Source organism: Ferroacidibacillus organovorans, from assembly GCF_001516615.1.
GTDB lineage: Bacteria > Bacillota > Bacilli > Alicyclobacillales > SLC66 > Ferroacidibacillus > Ferroacidibacillus ferrooxidans_B.
On record NZ_LPVJ01000070.1, the window covers coordinates 88,491 to 108,184 of the forward strand.

At 53.3% G+C, this 19,694-nt stretch carries 18 protein-coding genes; 8 read left to right on the forward strand and 10 right to left on the reverse strand.

From position 1 onward, the window contains the following. Window positions 1-77: 77 nt before the first annotated feature. Window positions 78-860, forward strand: coding sequence for an endonuclease III domain-containing protein (locus tag ATW55_RS14360; protein ID WP_160327262.1), 783 nt, complete (start codon window positions 78-80; stop codon window positions 858-860). A gap of 34 nt (window positions 861-894) precedes the next feature. On the opposite strand, the gene ATW55_RS14365 is transcribed toward ATW55_RS14360, so the two are convergent. The 4 genes from ATW55_RS14365 to ATW55_RS14380 form a co-directional block, all read right to left on the reverse strand. Then, a complete protein-coding gene (locus ATW55_RS14365) occupies window positions 895-2,499 on the reverse strand; it encodes a gamma-glutamyltransferase family protein (protein WP_067719770.1) in 1,605 nt (534 codons plus the stop codon). Between the two features lie 66 nt (window positions 2,500-2,565). Continuing rightward, window positions 2,566-3,948, reverse strand: a complete 1,383-nt coding sequence (gene rmuC, locus ATW55_RS14370) for a DNA recombination protein RmuC (protein ID WP_082685899.1) — start codon at window positions 3,946-3,948, stop codon at window positions 2,566-2,568. Continuing rightward, window positions 3,948-5,396 carry a sensor histidine kinase gene (locus tag ATW55_RS14375; RefSeq protein WP_067719466.1) on the reverse strand — a complete coding sequence of 483 codons (1,449 nt, stop codon included), beginning with the start codon at window positions 5,394-5,396 and terminating at the stop codon, window positions 3,948-3,950. Before ATW55_RS14375 ends, rmuC begins: the two co-directional genes overlap by 1 nt. Next, entirely contained in the window at window positions 5,368-6,069 is a 702-nt protein-coding gene (locus ATW55_RS14380) for a response regulator transcription factor (RefSeq protein ID WP_067719470.1), read from the reverse strand. The genes ATW55_RS14375 and ATW55_RS14380 overlap by 29 nt, the downstream gene beginning before the upstream one ends. A 252-nt stretch (window positions 6,070-6,321) precedes the next feature. Here ATW55_RS14380 and ATW55_RS14385 point away from each other — a divergent pair, with 252 nt between their 5' ends. Beyond that, window positions 6,322-6,879, forward strand: coding sequence for a hypothetical protein (locus tag ATW55_RS14385; RefSeq protein WP_067719474.1), 558 nt, complete (start codon window positions 6,322-6,324; stop codon window positions 6,877-6,879). A gap of 75 nt (window positions 6,880-6,954) precedes the next feature. Here ATW55_RS14385 and ATW55_RS14390 read toward each other — a convergent pair whose 3' ends face one another. Continuing rightward, window positions 6,955-7,443 carry a PaaI family thioesterase gene (locus tag ATW55_RS14390; protein WP_235587160.1) on the reverse strand — a complete coding sequence of 163 codons (489 nt, stop codon included), beginning with the start codon at window positions 7,441-7,443 and terminating at the stop codon, window positions 6,955-6,957. Window positions 7,444-7,464: 21 nt separating this feature from the next. Continuing rightward, a complete protein-coding gene (locus ATW55_RS14395; RefSeq protein ID WP_067719482.1) occupies window positions 7,465-9,204 on the reverse strand; it encodes a glycerol-3-phosphate dehydrogenase/oxidase in 1,740 nt (579 codons plus the stop codon). Window positions 9,205-9,484: 280 nt separating this feature from the next. Between ATW55_RS14395 and ATW55_RS14400 the strand changes: the two genes are divergently transcribed. From ATW55_RS14400 to ATW55_RS16395, 3 genes are all read left to right on the forward strand, one after another. After that, a complete protein-coding gene (locus ATW55_RS14400) occupies window positions 9,485-10,111 on the forward strand; it encodes a DedA family protein (protein ID WP_067719487.1) in 627 nt (208 codons plus the stop codon). A 109-nt stretch (window positions 10,112-10,220) separates the two neighbouring features. Continuing rightward, window positions 10,221-10,646: a BrxA/BrxB family bacilliredoxin gene (locus tag ATW55_RS14405; protein ID WP_067719490.1), complete on the forward strand. Its 426-nt coding sequence runs from the start codon at window positions 10,221-10,223 to the stop codon at window positions 10,644-10,646. 245 nt (window positions 10,647-10,891) lie between these two features. After that, window positions 10,892-11,047 carry a Spo0E family sporulation regulatory protein-aspartic acid phosphatase gene (locus ATW55_RS16395; protein WP_160327263.1) on the forward strand — a complete coding sequence of 52 codons (156 nt, stop codon included), beginning with the start codon at window positions 10,892-10,894 and terminating at the stop codon, window positions 11,045-11,047. An 80-nt stretch (window positions 11,048-11,127) separates the two neighbouring features. Here ATW55_RS16395 and ATW55_RS14410 read toward each other — a convergent pair whose 3' ends face one another. After that, on the reverse strand, window positions 11,128-11,619 hold the full coding sequence (locus tag ATW55_RS14410; RefSeq protein WP_160327264.1) for a cupredoxin domain-containing protein: 492 nt from the start codon (window positions 11,617-11,619) through the stop codon (window positions 11,128-11,130). A 174-nt stretch (window positions 11,620-11,793) separates the two neighbouring features. Here ATW55_RS14410 and ATW55_RS14415 point away from each other — a divergent pair, with 174 nt between their 5' ends. From ATW55_RS14415 to ATW55_RS14425, 3 genes are read left to right on the forward strand one after another with little or no spacing between them, the layout of a single operon-like run. Further along, window positions 11,794-14,091, forward strand: a complete 2,298-nt coding sequence (locus tag ATW55_RS14415; RefSeq protein WP_067719497.1) for a chemotaxis protein CheA — start codon at window positions 11,794-11,796, stop codon at window positions 14,089-14,091. A 21-nt stretch (window positions 14,092-14,112) separates the two neighbouring features. Continuing rightward, window positions 14,113-15,828: a methyl-accepting chemotaxis protein gene (locus ATW55_RS14420; protein WP_067719501.1), complete on the forward strand. Its 1,716-nt coding sequence runs from the start codon at window positions 14,113-14,115 to the stop codon at window positions 15,826-15,828. Between the two features lie 21 nt (window positions 15,829-15,849). Next, window positions 15,850-16,239 carry a chemotaxis protein CheW gene (locus tag ATW55_RS14425; RefSeq protein ID WP_067719504.1) on the forward strand — a complete coding sequence of 130 codons (390 nt, stop codon included), beginning with the start codon at window positions 15,850-15,852 and terminating at the stop codon, window positions 16,237-16,239. A gap of 27 nt (window positions 16,240-16,266) precedes the next feature. On the opposite strand, the gene hemG is transcribed toward ATW55_RS14425, so the two are convergent. From hemG to hemE, 3 genes are read right to left on the reverse strand one after another with little or no spacing between them, the layout of a single operon-like run. Then, complete coding sequence (hemG, locus tag ATW55_RS14430; protein ID WP_067719507.1) at window positions 16,267-17,667, reverse strand: protoporphyrinogen oxidase; 1,401 nt, start codon at window positions 17,665-17,667, stop codon at window positions 16,267-16,269. Next, window positions 17,664-18,602, reverse strand: coding sequence for a ferrochelatase (hemH, locus tag ATW55_RS14435; RefSeq protein ID WP_067719510.1), 939 nt, complete (start codon window positions 18,600-18,602; stop codon window positions 17,664-17,666). The genes hemG and hemH overlap by 4 nt, the downstream gene beginning before the upstream one ends. Continuing rightward, window positions 18,599-19,630, reverse strand: coding sequence for a uroporphyrinogen decarboxylase (gene hemE / locus ATW55_RS14440; protein ID WP_067719773.1), 1,032 nt, complete (start codon window positions 19,628-19,630; stop codon window positions 18,599-18,601). The genes hemH and hemE overlap by 4 nt, the downstream gene beginning before the upstream one ends. Between the last annotated feature and the right edge of the window lie 64 nt (window positions 19,631-19,694).

The window sequence follows — 19,694 nt, forward strand, 5'->3', positions numbered from 1 at the left end:
CAGCCGAAAGTATGATGCCTGCCCATGAGACTATTATAAACATTCCATAAAGTTTTTGGTGGATGATAAAGGAAATTTTGGATGCAAATCAAGAAGTGCGCGAAAGCGAGATGACGCCGATGACACCTCAAGACGAAACACAGCCTTGTGCAGATTGCGCCGAGTCGCAAGCTACAGATGCAAAAGCGCAGAGCGATCACATCCTCACGCTCTACCAAAAACTCCTCGCACACTTTGGCGACCCGCAGTGGTGGCCTGCTGCATCGCGCGAAGAGATGATCATTGGCGCCATTCTCGTTCAAAATGTATCGTGGAAAAACACGGAGAAGGCACTCCAACTCGTGCGCGAAAAATTCGGATTTACGTTTCTCGCGCTGCGAGAGGCGCCGATCGAAGAACTCGCCGCATGCGTACGCTCGACACGTTTTTATCAGAGCAAGGCCGCCCGTTTGAAGGCGTTTGCCTTCTGGATCGAAGCGCAGTGCAAAGACAATCTCGACCAACTGTTTGCGCGCGATCTCACTGAATTGCGCAGACTCCTTCTTTTGGCTCCAGGGATTGGCCCTGAGACCGCAGACGATATCCTCCTCTACGCGGCCAATCAGCCATCCTTCGTGATCGACACGTACACCAAGCGCATCATGCGACGCGTTGGCATCGGCCCGGAGCGCGATTCGTACGAGGCGTGGCGCGCCTATTTCATGGAACGCCTCCCGCCAGACGCGCTCTTGTACAATCGCTACCACGCCTTGATCGATCGTTTAGGCAATCAGCTGTGCCGCGTAAAAGACCCGCTTTGCAGCGATTGCCCGCTCAAAGACTGCTGCGTGCATGCGCGTGCCAAAAGCCTCTTGGACTAGACCGATCATGCGCATTGCCAATACATCGCGCATGTTACCAAGCCGCGATCTGACCGTCTGCGCGCGCCTCCGTGCCACCACAAAAGACGCCCTGCTCATCGCGCCAGATGATCTGGCCGCGACCAAAGTTGCGCCCGGCCAATTGCACCCGCACGTCATGCCCGCGCCGCACCAAATCTTCAATCACATGCGCTGGCATTGTGTGCTCTACGTCAACCGATTTTCCTGCTGTCCACTGCCAGCGCGGCGCGTCAAGTGCCGCCTGTGGATTCATGTGAAAATCAAGCGTGTTCATGATCACTTGAACATGGCCTTGCGGCTGCATAAATCCGCCCATGACGCCAAACGGTCCAATCGGCGTATCGCCTTTTGTCAAAAATCCTGGGATGATCGTGTGATAGGTTTTCTTGCCTGGCTCCAAGCGGTTGACGTGAGATTCATCAAGCGAGAACGTATGGCCGCGATTCTGCATGGAGATCCCCGTACCGGGAACGACGACGCCGCTGCCAAACCCCATGTAGTTACTCTGAATCATCGAGACCATCTGGCCGTCACCATCTGCCGTCGCAAGATACACCGTCCCGCCCGGATGCGGGGTCACAGGATCTGGATCGAGCGCTTGCTCGCAAATGCGCGCCGCGCGCGATCGGGCAAACGCGTCAGACAGCAGCGATTCGACGGATACACGCATTGCGCGCGGATCGCTAATCTCGCGCAACCCCTCCGAAAACGCCATCTTCATCGCCTCAAGCTGGACGTGTACCGTATGCGCCGAGCCAAACTCTGCAAAGAGGAATGAGTCCAGGATGCGCAAAGCCATCTGCGCGATGATGCCCTGCCCATTCGGGGGAATCTCCCAAACGGTGTGCCCGCGATAGGTCGCACCGATCGGATCCACCCACTCCGGCGCATACGCCGCCAGATCGTCGCGCGTGAGAAATCCCCCGTTTGCCTGCACAAACGCCGCCATTTTCTCGGCGAGTTCACCGCGATAAAAGCTCTCTCCCGCTGATTTTGCGATGCTCATAAGGGTTGCCGCGTGATCAGGCAAGTACGCCCGCGCGCCCGGTTTCGCAGAGAATCCTCCGCGCGCAAACGTCTCAAACCACGACGCAACCGCCTTGTCGCTCGCTGCGCCATACGCTTTTGCCGCGCGCGCCCAGTCGTGTGCGACACCAGGAGAAAGCGGGTAGCCATTTTGCGCATAGTCAATCGCCGGCTTTAACACGTCTTCGAGCGGCAAGCGACCAAAGCGCCGCGACATCTCGACCCATCCTGCGGGCGCACCCGGCACCGTAATGGGCAATACACCGAGGTGTGGCATTTTTTCATGACCGCGCGCACGCACCGCTTCGCGTGAGATGCCATGGGGTGCGTAGCCGCTCGCGTTCAAGCCGTGCAATTTGCCGTTGACAGAGATGATCGCGAACGCGTCGCCCCCAATGCCGTTTGCCGTCGGTTCAACAACGGTCAGGCATGCGGCAGTCGCGATGGCCGCATCGACGGCATTCCCTCCCTGCATCAGGATGCGCAACCCTGCCTGCGCCGCGAGCGGCTGGGCTGTCGCTACCATGCCTTTTTCAGCGTAGACCACGCTTCTTCTCGATGAAAACGGATACGTGAGTGAATCGAATTTCATAGTTTGAACCCCCGGCTCCACATAATCTGAATCCCTTTTCACAAACGTCTGCAAAACGCGCAACATTCAACTTTCATCAGAAACCAACGCGTGTTCTTCGTCATACATAAAATTCTGAAGTTCGACATGCGAAGCATCGTGTTCGGTCACAGGCAATGCCTCCACAGCGCGCAGTGCCCGCTGCATCGCACGAGTGCGAACCTCCACACCTTGAAACTCACTGCTCGCAGCGTCCATCTTCTTCCTGACCTTCTCAATGATTGAACCGAATTTCTGAAATTCCGTCTTGACCGACCCAAGGGTCTTCCAAACTTCGGTAGAACGCTGTTCAATCGCGAGTGTCCGAAAACCCATCTGCAGGCTATTGAGCAGTGCGCCAAGCGTCGTAGGACCTGCAATGACCACGCGATGCTCACGCTGGAGGCGTTCCACCAATCCCGGACGCTTGATCGCTTCAGCATAGAGACCTTCCGTCGGCAAAAAGAGCAGAGCAAAATCCGTCGTCGCAGGAGGATGAATGTACTTTGCGGCGATCGATCCCGCCTCTTGCAGCAAACGGCGCTCAAGCGCCTTTCCAGCCTCCTCCATCCGCGAAAGGTCTGCCACCTCTTGCGCCTCGACAAGACGCTGGTAATCCTCCAGCGGAAACTTGCTGTCAAGCGGAAGCCAAACCGGTTCGTCAGAAGAAGCAGATCGGCCGGGAAGCCGCAGCGCAAAGTCGACGCGCTCTGCAGATCCAGGGACCACCTGAACATTTCGCGCGTACTGCCCATCGGTCAGCACGTGCTCAAGCAACGATTGAAGCTGAACCTCACCCCACGTGCCGCGCACTTTCACGCTCTGCATCATGCGCTTCAAATCGCCGACACCGTGCGCAAGCGACTGCATATCGCCAAGGCCTTTGTGCACCAGTTCCAGCCGCTCCGAAACCAGGCGAAACGATTCGCCAAGACGTTTTTCGAGCGTTGCGTGCAACTTTTCATCCACCGTCTGGCGCATCTGCTCAAGCTTTTGCTCGTTGCTCTGCTGCAAAAACCGCAACTTTTCATCTACCGTGCCCTGCAGCGACGCAAGCCGTTCGTCAGTCTGACGCAGTGTGCGTTCACCCAACTCTACGAGTTCGCGGCGGGTCGCAGTCGACGATCGCTCAAGCGTTTCCGCAAGCTGTCGATACTCCGTTTGAACGGTGCGCTGCATCTGTTGCGAAAACGCGTCAACCGTCTGCCTCAACTCAGCGCCCATGGTGGAAAGCTCTTGGCGCAGTACGGCATTCTGTTGTGCATCCTCCACCCGTTGCCTTGACAACTCTTTGGAAATTTCCTGCGAAATCTCTTCTCGCATGCGATATAAATCTTCGCCCCGCGCAGAATGATTCGGTTTTCGCGTGAAAAACGCAGCAATGCCGAGCGCGATGAGAACCAACTGCAACCATACTATCAGACTATTCATCACTTGTAATCCACCTTTGAACGATCTGTCTGCTGGACCGCCTGAGCCTGGTGTGCACCTGCCGCACGCGGCAGCACGACGCGAAACGTCGTACCAACGCCAAGCTCACTGTCAACACTTATCCGTCCGCGGTGCGCTTCGACGATCCACTTGGCAATCGAAAGTCCTAGTCCCAACCCGCCTGATTCGCGCTCGCGCGCCACGTCACTCCGAAAAAAGCGCTCGAAGACGAGGGACTGTTCGCCTTTTTCGATGCCGATACCTGTATCTTCGACAATGATCACAATCGTTCCTTTTGTCACTTCAACCTTCAGCGTGATGCGTCCGCCTTCTTGCGTATATTTGATTGCGTTATCAAGAAGGATGACAAACAGTTGATGGAGCCGATCCGCATCACCCGTCACAACCGCGTCATCCGGAGAGGGTTCGAGTAGAAACTGTATGTCTTTGCTCTCCGCGTAGATCGCATACGCGTCATGGACGTTTTCGGCGATGGCTCGCAAATCGACGCGTTCACTTCGAAGTGGCGTCATGGTAGAATCCGCGCGCGCAAGTGTCAACAAGTCTTCTGTCAGACGCGTCAAGCGCCGCGCCTCCGCCTTCGCGTTATTGAGCCACTCAAGATTGTCGATGACCCCTTCATGCGCGTGGGTGAGTACAATGTCGAGATTGGACTGAATCACGGCAAGGGGTGTTCGCAGTTCGTGAGACGCATCCCCGACAAATTGCCGCTGACGCTCCCATGACCGCTTAATCGGCGACAGCGCGCGCCCGGACGCATAAAAACTCCCCAGCAGGGCGAGCAGCGCACCGCCCATGCCGACAATGAGCAGAATGTGGATCAGGCGGGAGAGCACGGTCAATTCTCGCGTCGCGTTATAGCCGATGCTCAAATAGCCGAGCAGATTCCCGTCTCGCCGAATCTCAACGGTCATGGTGCGCAACAAAATCTTTCCATGATCTGTCCACTGTGTCGTGAAATAAGACTGTCCCCTTGATGCCGCAAACGACAGTCGGGGCGTTCCAATGGATGTGCCTGCACTGTAGAGAAGTTTTTGTGAAGGACTATAAACGGCAATCGCAAAATTCGGGTCAAGCATATCGCTCAAACGCGTCGAAAGACTGTGCGCAAAAGGCATCTGCCCATGGCCCCCCTGAGTCGTTCCACCGCTGCCAAAAAAGAAAGGGGGAAGAATGGGATCAATCGGGACCTGGAGGGCAGGCACGTTTGCGATGAGCAAACGGACAAACGCGCCTCGCGACAAGAGCGAGAACGATTCAAAGCGCACGACATGGTCAAGGCTTGCGAGCGTTGATTGCCGTACCCATACGTAAACCCCTCCCGCCATGATGAGATAAAGGCCAAGCAAGAGTGCAACCAAAAGCAGCGTAACTTTGATGCGCGCAGTGCGAAAAAGGTCATTTCCCCCCGCGTAATGCGTAGCCAACCCCCCTCACCGTCTCGATGACTGGCATCTCCGCCAGTTCGATCTTCCGATCAATGCGAACTTTGTCCATTTTTTTCCGAAGGAAGTGGACATAAATCTCAACAGCGTTGCGATCCATTGGCGCTTCGACGCCCCAGACGCGATCTAGGATCAGTTCCTTTGGCAGCACCTGATTCGGGTTTCGCATGAACAGCTCAAGGAGTTGGAATTCCTTTCCAGTTAAACTGTACGGCTCTCCTGCCACATACACGGAACGCGATACTGAGTCAATCGAGATGGCCCCGACAGAAACCTCTTCCACATCGAGCATCTCGCCACTGCGCCTGCTCAGTGCCCGAACACGCGCCAATAGTTCTTTTGTCGCAAAAGGCTTGACGAGATAGTCATCTGCGCCCGCGTCAAGCCCCTCCACCCGGTCATCCACAGCGTCGCGCGCAGTCAGCATGAGAATGGGGGTGGCGTGGCCCGTCTTGCGCAGCTTTCGGACAACCTCATAACCGCTCATGTTGGGCAACATCACGTCAACGAGTATGATGTCATACGTATCGGTTTGCGCAAGATCGAGTCCCGTCGCGCCGTCATGCGCCAGATCCACAATATAGTGATGCTCAGAAAAAGTCTGTTGCAATGCTTTGGCAAGACGCACCTCGTCTTCAATCAATAACAGTCTCACGAATCATACCCCTTCATGATTGAATTCCGATTTAAATCCTGGATCTATCGTCCCACGTTTCACTTCATTTCTCAATGCTTGTCCATCGGGAATCCCTGTTCTTCCTGCACGGGTTGGCTAGACAATTAGGTAAAGAAAATATGAATCGGTAGATTTCAAGAGAATTTAAAGCGGTACAAGTCACAATGATCCGTGTGAAGAGGACGGGCCCCGTCCAAATCCATCCAATCAGAAAAACTAGGAGGAGTTCGCATGACATCAAAAAAATTCACGTTCAGCATGGTGGCGCTCGCTCTTCTCGGCTCGGCAGGATTCGGAGGGTCAGGCGCATTCGCCGCCACAAATTCCACTTCGACGACGTCCACTGCGGCAACTCACGCTACAAACCCACCGACAGCAGCGTCTCAGGCAACATCTCAAAAGGACGCCTGGCACCACGGAAAAGGCCACCACATGCACCATCACAGATTCATGAAAAAATTCGACGCAAAGTCGCTTGCAACCGATCTCCACATCACCGCAAAGCAACTTCGCGCCGATCTTCGCGCAGGCCAGTCTCTAAATCAAATCGCCGCGGCACAAGGCGTCTCAAACACCGCCCTGCTTGCTGACGCAAAGTCCCTCGTCGCGGCGCGTCTCGCAAAAGTCGAGGCAAAAGGCCACCTGACCGCCGCCAAGGTGACGGCGATCGAGCAAAAAATAGACGCCAAGCTGCCAAACGCACTGAGTCATGTTTTTAAAGTGCGTTCTACAACCGCTAGCACAACGTCTGCATCATCGACAACGGCCGGATCTACAACGAACGCCTAATGTAAAATGCATACAAAAAGGCAGCGCCCACTCGCGGGTGCTGCCTTTTTGTATGCTCATCGCGCACTTTAAACACTAACGAGGCTTTTTATGATAAAAGGTTCCAGACGCCGATGTCACCAATTGCCCTTCATCGTCATAAATCTCACATTGTGTACTATTCACCTGCGAGCCCGCTGAGACGACCCGCCCAACGGCACGAAGCTTTGTGCCGCGCGCCGGTTTGTGATAGCGCACGGTCAGTTCTACGGTCACGCCGTCGCGCATGGCGCGCGCGTGACTGGCGATGCCCATCGCGTTGTCGCAAAGCAGAGCCAAAACGCCCCCATGCACCATTTTCCCTGGATTCATCACAAGCAGATTGATCGGGAGAGTAATCTCAATCTCCCCTTTTTCTGCTGCCGCACCCCAGTCAAACTGCTCCTCGAATAAATGGTGTAAAAAGTAGAGTTCTCCCGTTCGCGCGCGACGGTTTGCGTCTGCCGCGCGCAGCGCAATCTCCAGATCTCGCGCATCGTAATCTTCAAGCGCTTTAAGTAACTCACTCTTTTCCATTCGCTCCACTGACAACCTTGGTTCGCCCCTTCAACCCGTGATACTCTGCACGTGACCTTTAATACGCTGCGCCCGCAAATCACGCTCTTCCCAATAAGCCTGTACCGTGCACGCCGCGATTTCTTCATTGACACGCGCATCGTCCCAACCCAAGCGCTTCGCCATCGCGCCCGCGATTTCCGGTAGCGCGCGCATCGCCGCGTCACCCCCAAAATAGCCGAGACCCGTTCGCCGCACAACAAGATCTGAGAGATGGCAAACCAACTCAGCCTCTATCAGATAGTCGAGTTCACCTTTTAAAAGCGGAACATCGTTTTGCACCCGCGCCAACCCATCCGTTCGCTCTGCGCATAGCAAAACGCTCTCCGCCTCATCCCCATAGCGACGTGTTAGCCAAAAAGCGTCCTCGCGCGCAATCCCATAACGTTCAACCATTCTCTCACTTTCACGCTGCGACCACGCCGCGACCCCTTTTGGGGGAATCTGCAAACTGCCAGGCAGCGGAGAAATCGGAGAAAGGTGGCTGGCACGCTCGCGATGGTATGGGTTGACAGGGTGTCCTTGGCGCTCCATCACTTCATAAACATGTTCCATCACTTCTTCGGCCATCTTTCGCCACGCCGTCAACTTGCCGCCCGCAATCGTGACGAGATGCCGCGAACCGATGGATATCTGATCCTTTCGCGAGACGTCTTTCGTCTCTTTTCCAGGCTCAAGCACAAGCGGCCGCACGCCAGACCATTGACCGATGATATCCTGTTCCACAATATTTGCATTTGGAAACAGCCCGTGCAGCAGATCAAGCAAATAGGCCACATCCCGTTCGTGAATGCCTGGTTGATACAATTCTCCCTCATACGCCTCATCTGTCGTGCCGACAAACGTGACATCCTGTCGCGGAATGATAAACATCAACCGTCCATCTGGCGTCTGGATCGCAAACGCATGCGTGATCGGGAGCCGTTTGCGCGGAAAAACGAGGTGAACGCCCCGGCTGTGAAGGATGCGCGGGCCAGTTCGCAAAGACGTGTCATCTTCCTCCATCGCAAGCACAGACTCGATCCACGGTCCCGCCGCGTTGACGACAACCCTTGCTCGAACTTCAAATGTGCCACCTTCTTCGACACTGACGCGCGCCCCGCGTATCAACCCGCTTTCTTCATCCACCAAAAGTCCGATGCACCGCGCATAATTGAGCGCACAAGCGCCAAGCAGCTCTGCCGCGCGTATCACAGTAACGACACAGCGCGCGTCATCAGTCAAATATTCGTGATAGCGAATGCCACCCGTGAGATCTTCCTCATTCAAACCAGGTTCCGCTTGCAAGACCTCTTCCCTTGACAGTATCACGCGCTGTTCATCCGCCGACACTTGTGCCAATCGGTCGTACAGCCAGACGGCTGTACCCATCGCAAATTTCCCGTATTTCATCGAGCGATAAATCGGCAATAAAAAAGGGAGCGGTTCAACCAAATGAGGCGCCAGTCGCTGCATTCCCTCACGCTCACGCCCCCCTTCACGCACAAGCAAAAACTCTGCGTGTTCAAGGTAGCGAAGTCCCCCGTGAAACAATTTTGTCGAGCGGCTGCTGGTCCCGCTGCCAAAATCCTTCGCTTCAATCAACGCGACGCGCAGACCCGACAGCGCAGCTTCGCGCGCGATGCCAGCGCCTGTTATGCCGCCGCCGATAATGAGGAGATCAAACGGGGTATGCGCTAAATAGTCGATTCGCTTTTGTCGGCTCTCATAAGAAAACGGAATCCAGTGCACACCATAGCCTCCATATCATCATAACAATCCGCAACATTTTGCGCGTAATACGCAAAGTATAACAAATCGGCTATTCTACACTGTAAACTTTATGCAAAATCGCCGCTTGCATTGACGCGACGCTGCGTCATCCCTAAACTACAGAAACAACCTCTTCATGTTTGGCAAAACTGAGAACGTTTTTAGACCACTGAACTTCTTGGCCGAGCACAGCGTCTTGTTTGATGAAAGACACGCACAGCGCGTGCAAAATCAACTGGAAAACATAGGATGGTGGCAGATGTCCGCGCATACGATTCTCACTCATTATGGCTATCTTGGTGTCTTTGTGGGATTGATCCTTGAATTTATTTTCATTCCGTTCCCCGCCGAAACGACACTGGTCATTTCTGGTGTGATGTGGCACCAAGGGGATTTCAAGCTAATTCCCCTCATCATCGCGGCAACCATCGGTTCATTCGTGGGCTCCGTCATCGCGTATTTGATCGGCTTCTTTCTTGGCCGCCCCCTTCTTCTGCGCGTCGGGAAACTGATCCGTTTAACAGAAGAGAAACTGAATCGCTTTGAAGACATCTTTAAGCGCTACTCGATTCCCATTCTACTTTTCGGACGATTTATCGCAGGCGTTCGCGTGATCATTGTTTACATCGCCGGGATCAACAAGATGAAGCCGTGGATTTTTGTCGTGATCAGCCTTATTTCAACCGCCATCTGGGTCATCGCCTTTATCCTTCTTGGCGCAACGATTGGCACGGAGTGGAAGGCGCTTGTCCACCTCTTTTTCGCCCATCCCATTCTCTTTATCCTAGGCGTGCTGATTCTTATTGCCGGATACATTTTCCTGCATCGCGCAGGCAACAAATTAGGGACAAAAAAGAAAAACGAAGTGACGGCAAACCGACAGTAGTCGTCCATTAATACAAAGCGCCTTCGTCAAAGCCAACCACTCATTTCATGTGTGGTATACTTTGAAGCATGAAAGCCTAACGTTTAGGTAATGACAGGAGGATGGAACCATGGCTTACGATTCACCGATTTTTCTTGAGATTATTCAACCCATGCGCAAAGAACTCACAGACATTGGATTTAAAGAATTGCGGTCTTCCCAGGATGTTGACAACGCCTTTTCAGAAAAAGGAGTCACACTTTGCGTGGTAAACTCCATTTGCGGATGCGCTGCGGGAATCGCGCGTCCAGCTGTGGCGCAGGCAATCGCGGAAGGCCCGAAACCTGATCATCTGGTGACTGTTTTTGCGGGCCAGGATGTCGAAGCGACGCAACATGCGCGCGCCTATTTTAAAGGTTACGCACCATCCTCCCCGTCGATTGCCGTATTAAAAGACGGGATTTTTGTGACGCTAATTGAGAGAAACCAAATTGAGGGACATACGACAGAGGACGTCAAACAAAAAGTTCAGCATGCGCTTTCACAAGCTCAATAAAGCAACACAAACGTTCGCCGAAATTGTCGAAAAAGGTAGATGGATCCGTCAGGAAATTTGCCTTTTTCGACTTTTCGACATTTTAGGATATGTATTCTATATTTTTTTACGAATTTCCCCAATAAAGTCCGTGACAAACGGGGTGTAACATGATAGGATCGCGATGTTGCCAAACGATACGTCGAGGGTTCCGCCTCGCAGAGGATAAACCTAAAAATAAACTGAAAGGTGCGAACAGAAATTACATGAGTGCTGCCACGCTTGAAGCTGCGATTGACAGTCTTCGCAGTGAAATGGATACACTTTACAATGGAACAAACCGCCTGGATGACCCAAAGCTGCTTGATCTGTCTGTAAAACTTGACAAATTGGTCATTGAAGCGATGAAGGATAAAAATTGATTCACACAATGCATTGACTAGTGACGTTCTGTTGCGGATTTCAATGGTTGTAGCGTTTATACGTTAAGACATACGTGTCATCAACGAACGATTAGCTTACCAACCATACCCATCTCTTTATGATTTCGCACCGAACAATAAAACGGAAACTCTCCTTTTTTGCCCGCCATAAAGGTCACCGTCTCGGCGTGACCAGGTTTTACGTTAGGCGTGCTTACTGTGTATCCACCACTTGTCAAGGTCCAATTGTGCATGGATTTTCCCCGATTAAAGAGATGCACCGTCACACGTGTTCCATGCGTTACCGTCAATGTTTCTGGCGCAAACTTGTAGTCCAGCGCAACCAGATTCACCGTCAATGTGTGAGTCGCATTTTCCGCTTGCGCAACGCTTGTGTAAAACACGCGACTCGCACTTAAAGTGGCGCCTGCACTGCTGGCAAACACCTTGTATTGAGCGCCATTCGCGAACAAAAATCCACTGCAAACAAACATAAGAGCAACCTTTCGAAAAACCACAGCGATTCCCCCCCACACATTCTTTGCACCTTCATTTTGCACGCTCAGCGACAAACCCATACCCTCTTCAACCCATCTCAAGGATACTTTTGCGCATGTTCCGATCCGTCTATGAAAAATTGAAAGCGGGCAGGAAATGCCTGGCATTGCCGCGAATAATTCTAGGATGAGTCAAGATCTGCGACGATTCGATTCCTTTCGACGCTTTATCCTATCGAGGTGTAGCCTGTGAGCGTAGAGTATTTAACGATGTTTGTCGATGAAACGCGTGAACACCTTCAGGCCTGGTCAGACGGCTTGATGCGTCTTGAAAAGACAAACGACCTTAGCGTGATACCCACCATATTTCGCGCAGCACATACGATAAAAGGCATGGCCATGACCATGGGATTTCAGCGCATGGGAGAAATTACCCACAGCGCAGAGAACCTCTTGGACGATGTGCGAAATGGCCGATTGACCATGAGCACACCTGTCGTTGACGCACTGCTGCATGGACTGGACCATCTTGAAACACTGCTTGACGATATCGAATCGTCAGGTCAAGAGCGCGCCATGGATGTGAGCGAAGTGCTTCGCGCGCTAACTGCCGCGCGCAAGGGACCGAACGAAAAGCCCTCCACCGTCAAACCAACGATGTCCGAAACTGATCGTCCGTTACTTTCGGCTGAGCGCAAAGTGGCCGAAGAGGCGATTCGTCAAGGGTACCGCGTCTTTGAGATCACGATTGGCTTTGACAAAAATTGCGTGATGCCACTCGCCCGATTTCAGCAATGGCTGCAGCGCATTGACCAGAACCAGCTTCTCTCGACGACACCCGATGCAACAATCCTTGATGCGGGAGATTATTCCGGGGAGATTACTGCCGTGATTGCGACGCGCGAGGATATGGACGAAGTGGGCGAGACGTTGATGAGCGTCTCAGAAATCATTCCTCGCTCCGTCCACGAATGGTTGCTCACCGGCGAAACCTACCAAAAGACTGATAATTTGCTTCCTGAGAATCGAAATATCACCGATGATCCTCACGTTCGCACTGTAATTAGCAAAGTACTCGAAGAAGGAAAAACGGTATTGGAAGTGGGCATACGGCTGGCACAGAGCTGCCGCATGAAAGCAGCACGGATGTTTATGGTGTTCGAAGCGGTTGGCGGCCATGACCAGCTTCTTTTTTGTGATCCACACATCACAAAAATAGAGGCTGAAGAAATGGATCACGAAGTCCTCTTCGTCTGTTACGCAAACGAGAGTTCAGACGTGATTCAAACGCGCATCCAAAGCATTCTTGAAGTGAGCCTCGTGGAGTTGCGTGAATGGCTGAAAACGGATGCGGGCGCGATCCGTGGGGAGAATCTCGTCTCAACAAACCTCAGCGAGTCGGCCAAAACAGAAAAACGGAAAACGAGCACCATTCGCGTCGACACAGGAAGACTGGATGATCTGATGAACCTGGTTTCAGAGCTTGTGATCGACAAAACGCGACTCGAACGGATTCGGACTGAAGTCGAGCACCAAGACCTGAGTGAAACAATCGATCACATGAGTCGACTGTCAAACGAACTGCAGGAACTGATCATGTCTATCAGGATGATTCCCGTTGAGAGTGTGTTCAATCGCTTCCCGCGAATGGTGCGCGATACTGCACAATCTTTAAACAAGCAGATTGAGTTCGTCATGACCGGAGAGGCAACAGAACTTGACCGCACGGTTGTCGAAGAGATTGGCGACCCAATCCTGCATATGCTGCGAAACTCCCTCGACCACGGTATTGAATCGGCCGAAAAAAGACGGATTGCCGGAAAACCGCCGGTTGGCAGAATCGAACTGCGCGCATACTCCGCCGGAAATCATGTCTTTATCGAAGTCGAAGATGACGGTGGCGGGATTCCTCGCGAAAAAGTACTAAAAAAAGCGCGTGAGCGCGGAATTGTCGGCGCAAATGATGTGTTGACAGACCATCAAGTCAATCAATTGCTCTTCGCATCGGGGTTTTCTACCGCAGATCAAATCAGCGATCTGTCGGGACGGGGCGTAGGGCTTGATGTTGTGCGCACCAAGATTGAGGCCCTTTCAGGAAAAATCGATGTGTATAGCGAAGAAGGGCGGGGCACGAAGTTTGTAATTCGCCTGCCGATGACGCTTGCCATCATGGATGGGTTAATGGTGCGCATTGGCAATGACCCCTATCTGATCCCAATCGGCAGCATTTCAGAGACTGGCCGACTCGGTCCGACGCGACTGCTTCACGGCAAAGAGGTTGTCGTCTGGCGGGGGCAGGTTGTGCCTATCGTCAGAGCGCAAACGGTCTTTGGCCAGGATGGAGGCGAATCCTCTGCGTATGTCGTTTTTGTAAGCCGCGGCGAGCGTGTCGTCGGCATCGCTGTGGATGAATTGGTGGGGCAGTTTGAGGTCGTTCTCAAATCACTTGACGCAAAACTGAAAAAAATCCCTTATTTCGCGGGTGCGACCATCCTCGGTGACGGTGAGGTTTCACTGATCCTTGACGCGAATGCCTTTATGGAATAAGGGAACGGAGGGACTTTAGGCTTGAAAAACATATCGATTCGCGCTTACTTATTCGGCGGTTTCAGTTTTGTGATCGCACTTTATCTCACCCTGACACTGTCCATTCACATTGCGACAGCCAAACTTGAGGCGAACGCTCAGTCGATTTTTACGCAGGATGATCCGGTCGTTGTCTCAGCCCTTGCTCTCAAAAGCTCCGTGCGCCGTTTTGACGAAGATTCAGCACGCTATATCATTTCGCCGACGGGCGATATTCAGGCAGCCGCCGCTCAAACCCAGCAAACTGACTTGGCGCTTCTCAATGCCGATATCGCAGCTGTGAATCGCGCGATTGCAAAATCGAACGCACAATCTGCGCCACGACTGCGCGCAGACATGCAAGAATTTCAGACAGCGCTAAACGCGTATCAAAATCAATTCGGGAACGCGCTCATGGACACAGCGACTGGTCAACAGAAAAAGGCACTCGCCATATGGCGATCCATCAATGTGGAAAATCTGATCGCGCCACTGCACGAGATGACCACCCTCGCTGAAAAATCGCGCGACACTTCACTCGCGAATTATGAAGCGTTCGTCGCGCGTACCAACCAGATTGAGTGGATCGGAAGCATCATCATCATACTCATCTCGCTTGCCATCGGCATTTTCATGCCGCTGATGATCTCGCGTGCTTTTGAACAATTGGTCGCTTGGGCAAAACGGATGGGTGAAGGCGACTTCCGCGCGTTTCACGGGATTATTCCAAGAAGCCGCGAATCGCGCATGATGACCGAGTCCTTCCAGAAGTTGCGGGAGGCCGTCGCATCGATGATGAATGTAATTCAGGCAAGCGCACAGGAGCTAACTGCCTCTTCGCAAGAGCTTGGTTCGACCACCAGCGAAATCGCTCGCGCGTCCATGAATCTCGCAGAGGTTTCCTCCCGCGTCACGGAATCTGCCGATCGCCAGTCACAGGAGACACTGCACGTTGATGAGCAGATCTCGACGCTCACGCGCCTGATCGAAGCCGTTCACAAGCACACGACAGATACGGCAAAACTCGCAACCCAACTGGTTACGCAGACGGAGACCGGACGTGAGCACGTCGCGCTGTCCGCAAAGCGAATCGCGAAACTCCAGGCCAATTCAGAAATCAGTGTCACACGGACTGTTTCTTTGCAAGAAAAATCCGCACAGATCGGTCAAATTGTGGGACTCATTGAAGAAATCGCAGAACAGACCAATCTTCTTGCACTCAACGCCGCGATCGAGGCCGCACGAGCGGGCGAGCACGGGCGCGGTTTCGCAGTGGTTGCAGATGAGGTGCGACAACTCGCGGAGAATTCGCGTGAAGCGACCGCAAAAATCGAACAGATGATCCGCGAGATTCGCGCGCAAGCGGAAGAGTCCGTACAAAGCGCACGCGAGGACTTCCGCTCCGCCGCCGCAAGCACGCAGGCGATGGAAGAAGTAACTTCTGTATTTGAAAGCCTGTCTGACGCAGTTTCCGAACTCGCAAAAACAAGTGAAGAAGTTTCTTCATCCGCAGCAGAAATGACGACGTCAGCCATGCGGGTCAAAGAGGCCATCTCTTCTGTCGACACACTCGCCCAGCGTGTTGCCACAGCGATTACTGAAGTATCGGCCACGGCACAAGAACAAACGGCCGCCATGGAAGAGATCGCAGCGACCAGCACCGCGCTCTCGACGCATGCTCAGTCACTGCATGAACAATCGACGACGTTCCAGATCTAGCGATTAAAAGGAGGGAAAAAAATGAAATGCGTTACATTCCGACTCGGAACGGAAATTTATGGATTGCCAGTCGATGCGGTGCGCTCCATTGAGCGACTGAGCAAAATCCGCGCTGTTCCCTGTGCACCATCGCATGTGCTTGGCATCATGAATTTAAGGGGTGTTGTCACATCTGTATCCGATTTGCACACTGTCTTTTCTATGCAAAAAAGTGAGCAGACCGATGAGTCACGGCTGCTCATTCTTGCAGATATAGCATTCTTGATCGATGAGGCACTTGATGTCCTTGATATCAACGAAGGAGACATTCGACCGCAAGAGGATCAACCCGAAGTGATTTCGGGAGTCCTTCAGCACAATAATGATCTGATCGCTATTCTGAGTCCAGATCAATTGGTTGAGCAACTCTAAAAGTAAAAAAGCGATCAGATTCTATTCTTAAGATGAATGCATCGCAAGGACAGACTGCGCCGCCTCGATCCCGTCCGCCGCGCAGTCTGGCAACCCAACCCCGCGATACGCAGCACCCGAAAAAATCACGCGCGGATATGCGCGACTGCCTACTTCAACCAATTCTGCCACGCGTGCCAAGTGTCCCACCTCATACTGAGGCATTCCTTTGTTCCAGCGTGTGACAAGCGTAAATGTCGGCTCAGGATCCGCCTTGAGCCAATTCGCCAGATCTTGGCGCACGCGCTTGAGAATCTCTTCATCAGGCGCGCCAACAATCTGATCATCCTCTGCGCGTCCCACAAAGGCCCGTAGCGTCACAACTTCTCTGTTCGCCATGTGCGGCCATTTTGAGGAAACAAACGTACACGCAGTAACGTCAGACTTTTCCCTTCGCGGAACGACAAACCCCGAGCCATCCAACTCAAACAAAACGTCGCGTGGACGATAGGCCAGCGCCACGGTTGCTACAGACGCATAATGAAACCCCTCAAGCGCATGTTTCACCGCTTCAGCGCTGAATAGTTTTGAGGCGCGATGCGCAGGTACTGCCACCACCACTGCGTCGCAGGTTATCTCACTCCCTGCCGTGCGCACGACACAGGCGCGCGAAGAACACTCGATCGAAGTCACTGCGCGCCCCGTATGTACAGTGGCGCCAAGACCGTGAAGGGCAGAAAGAAGCGCCGACGCAAGCTGAGACAATCCCCCCCGCAATGTGAGAAACGCTGTCTTCGGAAGATCGTCGTCCTGCGCAATATGTTGGCGGTCTGCGACAAATTTCTGCAATCCGCGCAACAAACTCCCGCCGCGTGCCGCCTCCCCTATCTCTGGATAGGTCGCCGCAACGCTCAGACGGTCAATCGGGCTTGCATGCACTCCGGCAAGCACCGCTTCCGCGATCTTCTCGACTACCTCGCGCCCAAGTCGACGCGTGAGCAACTCTCCCATTGAGTCGTTATCACGCTCTTCATCAGGCCCCATCGTCAGGTCAAGCAGCGCGCGCCGCTTTCCATCCTCGCTCAGAAAAGGAATCTGTTCAAACGCCTCTTGTGTGAGGGGAATTCCCATGTATGTCCCCTTTGGAAATGGATACAGTTTACCATCCGACACAAGGTATGTCTTTCTCGCCAAGGGACCTGTCCCCACAAGCTGTTCGCGCAAACCAAGTTCTGTGCACAGGTCGATCATCACGCGTTTGCGCGCGAGAAAAGAGTCCGGGCCCTGTTCAAACAGGTGCCGCTCACTCTCAATCGAACGCAGCGTCCCCCCCACCTGTTCACTCGCCTCAAAAATGGTGACGTCCGCGCGTCCTGTCTTCATCAATTGATAGGCTGCCGCAAGCCCAGTCACCCCTGCACCGACGACGACAACGTGAAGCCTGTTCATCGCGCACCTGTAAAGTGACTTTCGCCTTCAACTTCATGAATGGCCGCAACAAGCGCATCGATCATCCGCTGATCAGCGTTGAGTGAGGCCGTGCGCTCAAAGTGAATCCCTTTTTGTGACGCATGCTGCCTTGCCTCAATGTCAAGATCATAGAGCACTTCCAGATGATCCGCGACAAAACCGACAGGACAGCTCAGCATCGCGTGATACCCTGTTTCAGCCAATTCGTCCATCACCAAAAGCAGATCCGGGCCAAGCCACGGCTCTGCGGTGCGCCCTGCGCTTTGCCAGGCAAACTGCCAATCGCGAATCTGCACCCGCTCCGCCAATGCCTGACTGGTTTCAAGCAGTTGCTTCGGATACGGATCACCAAGCGCAAGAATGCGCTCAGGTAAACTGTGCGCGGAAAAAACCACCTTCAATTGGCGACGCTCATCCTCGGAAAATCGCTCAAGCGCATCCCGCAGCCGCGCTTCCAGCGCATCAAGAAATGCATCTTGCATATGCCATGACGAGACACATTTCATCTCAAGCCCAACTGCTTTGGCCGCCTCCTGCGCCTCTTTAGTATAGACCCCTACACTCATCGTCGAATAGTGAGGCGCTAGAACGACGCCAACGGCTTCTGCGATCCCGTCATCCGCCATACGCCGCACCACATCAGCGATAAATGGCTCTGCATGTTTCATCCCGATATACACTTTATACTGCGATCCTTTGGCATTTAGCGTCTGCTCGAGCCTGCGCGCCTGTTCGTCCGTGATTTCATTGAGTGGCGAGACTCCGCCGATCGCCTTGTAACGCCCGATCAACTCGTCGAGCAAGGCCTGTGACGGTTTGTTTCCGCGGCGGATATGTGTGTAATAGGCCTCTACTTCATCTAAGCTGCGCGGAGTGCCGTACGCCATGAGAAGAATTCCAATTGGCTTGTTCATGAATAGTTCAACCTCGCTTCGCTAAATTCATGAACAAACTCTGTTAACCGACGCAGCGTATCCGTTGAGGCAGCCGGAAACACGCCGTGCCCCAGATTAAAAATAAAACCTGGTTTTTCCATGCCTTCTGCGAGTATCTCAGCGGTGCGCGCTTTGAGCACATCAAAAGGCGCAAGCAAAAGCGCCGGATCAAGATTCCCCTGGATCGCGTGTGAAGATCCGACACGCTCGCGGGCCGCGCGAATCGATACACGCCAATCGACGCCAATCACGTTTGCCTTAAGCGTTTTAAACAACGGCAAAAGCTCTCCCGTCCCCACGCCAAAGTAGATACTCGGCGCTTCATCCTCACTCAATGCGTTAAAAATGCGCTGCATGTGCGGGAGAATATGCATTTCATAATCTTTGGGTGACAGGCTTCCCGCCCACGAGTCAAACACCTGCACCGCGTCAGCACCCGCAGTGATCTGCGCGCGCAAATAATAGATCACCATCTCCGACAACTTCGCCATCAGGTTTGAGAACATGTCGGGTTCGCCATGCATCATAGCCTTTGTGTGCAGGTAATCGCGCGAAGGTCCGCCTTCGATCATATAACTGGCCAATGTGAACGGAGCGCCGGCAAATCCAATGAGCGGCACAGAAATACGGTCTTTGACACGTTCGATCGTCTCAAGGACATAGGGTAGCGCGTCGTGAACGTCAAAACCGTGTAGAGCGTCCACATCCTGTCGCGTGCGAAGCGGGTGTGCAACCACAGGTCCCCTGCCCTCGACTATCTCATACTTCACACCCATCGGTCCCACAGGCACCATAATGTCCGAAAAAAGAATCGCCGCATCCACGCCAAGCTGTGTGACCGGCAGACTCGTCACCTGTGCACAAAGCTCTGGACGCTCACAAATCTCAAGAAGACTATAGTTTTTTCGAATCTCGCGATACTCTGGTTGATAGCGTCCAGCTTGTCGCATATACCAAACAGGCACGCGTGACGTCTTGCGCGAACGGCACGCATCTAAAAATGGCATGGTTGACACTTGAATTCCCTCTTTTCACAATGAACCCCGATTCCTACAAATTCACTATAGCACA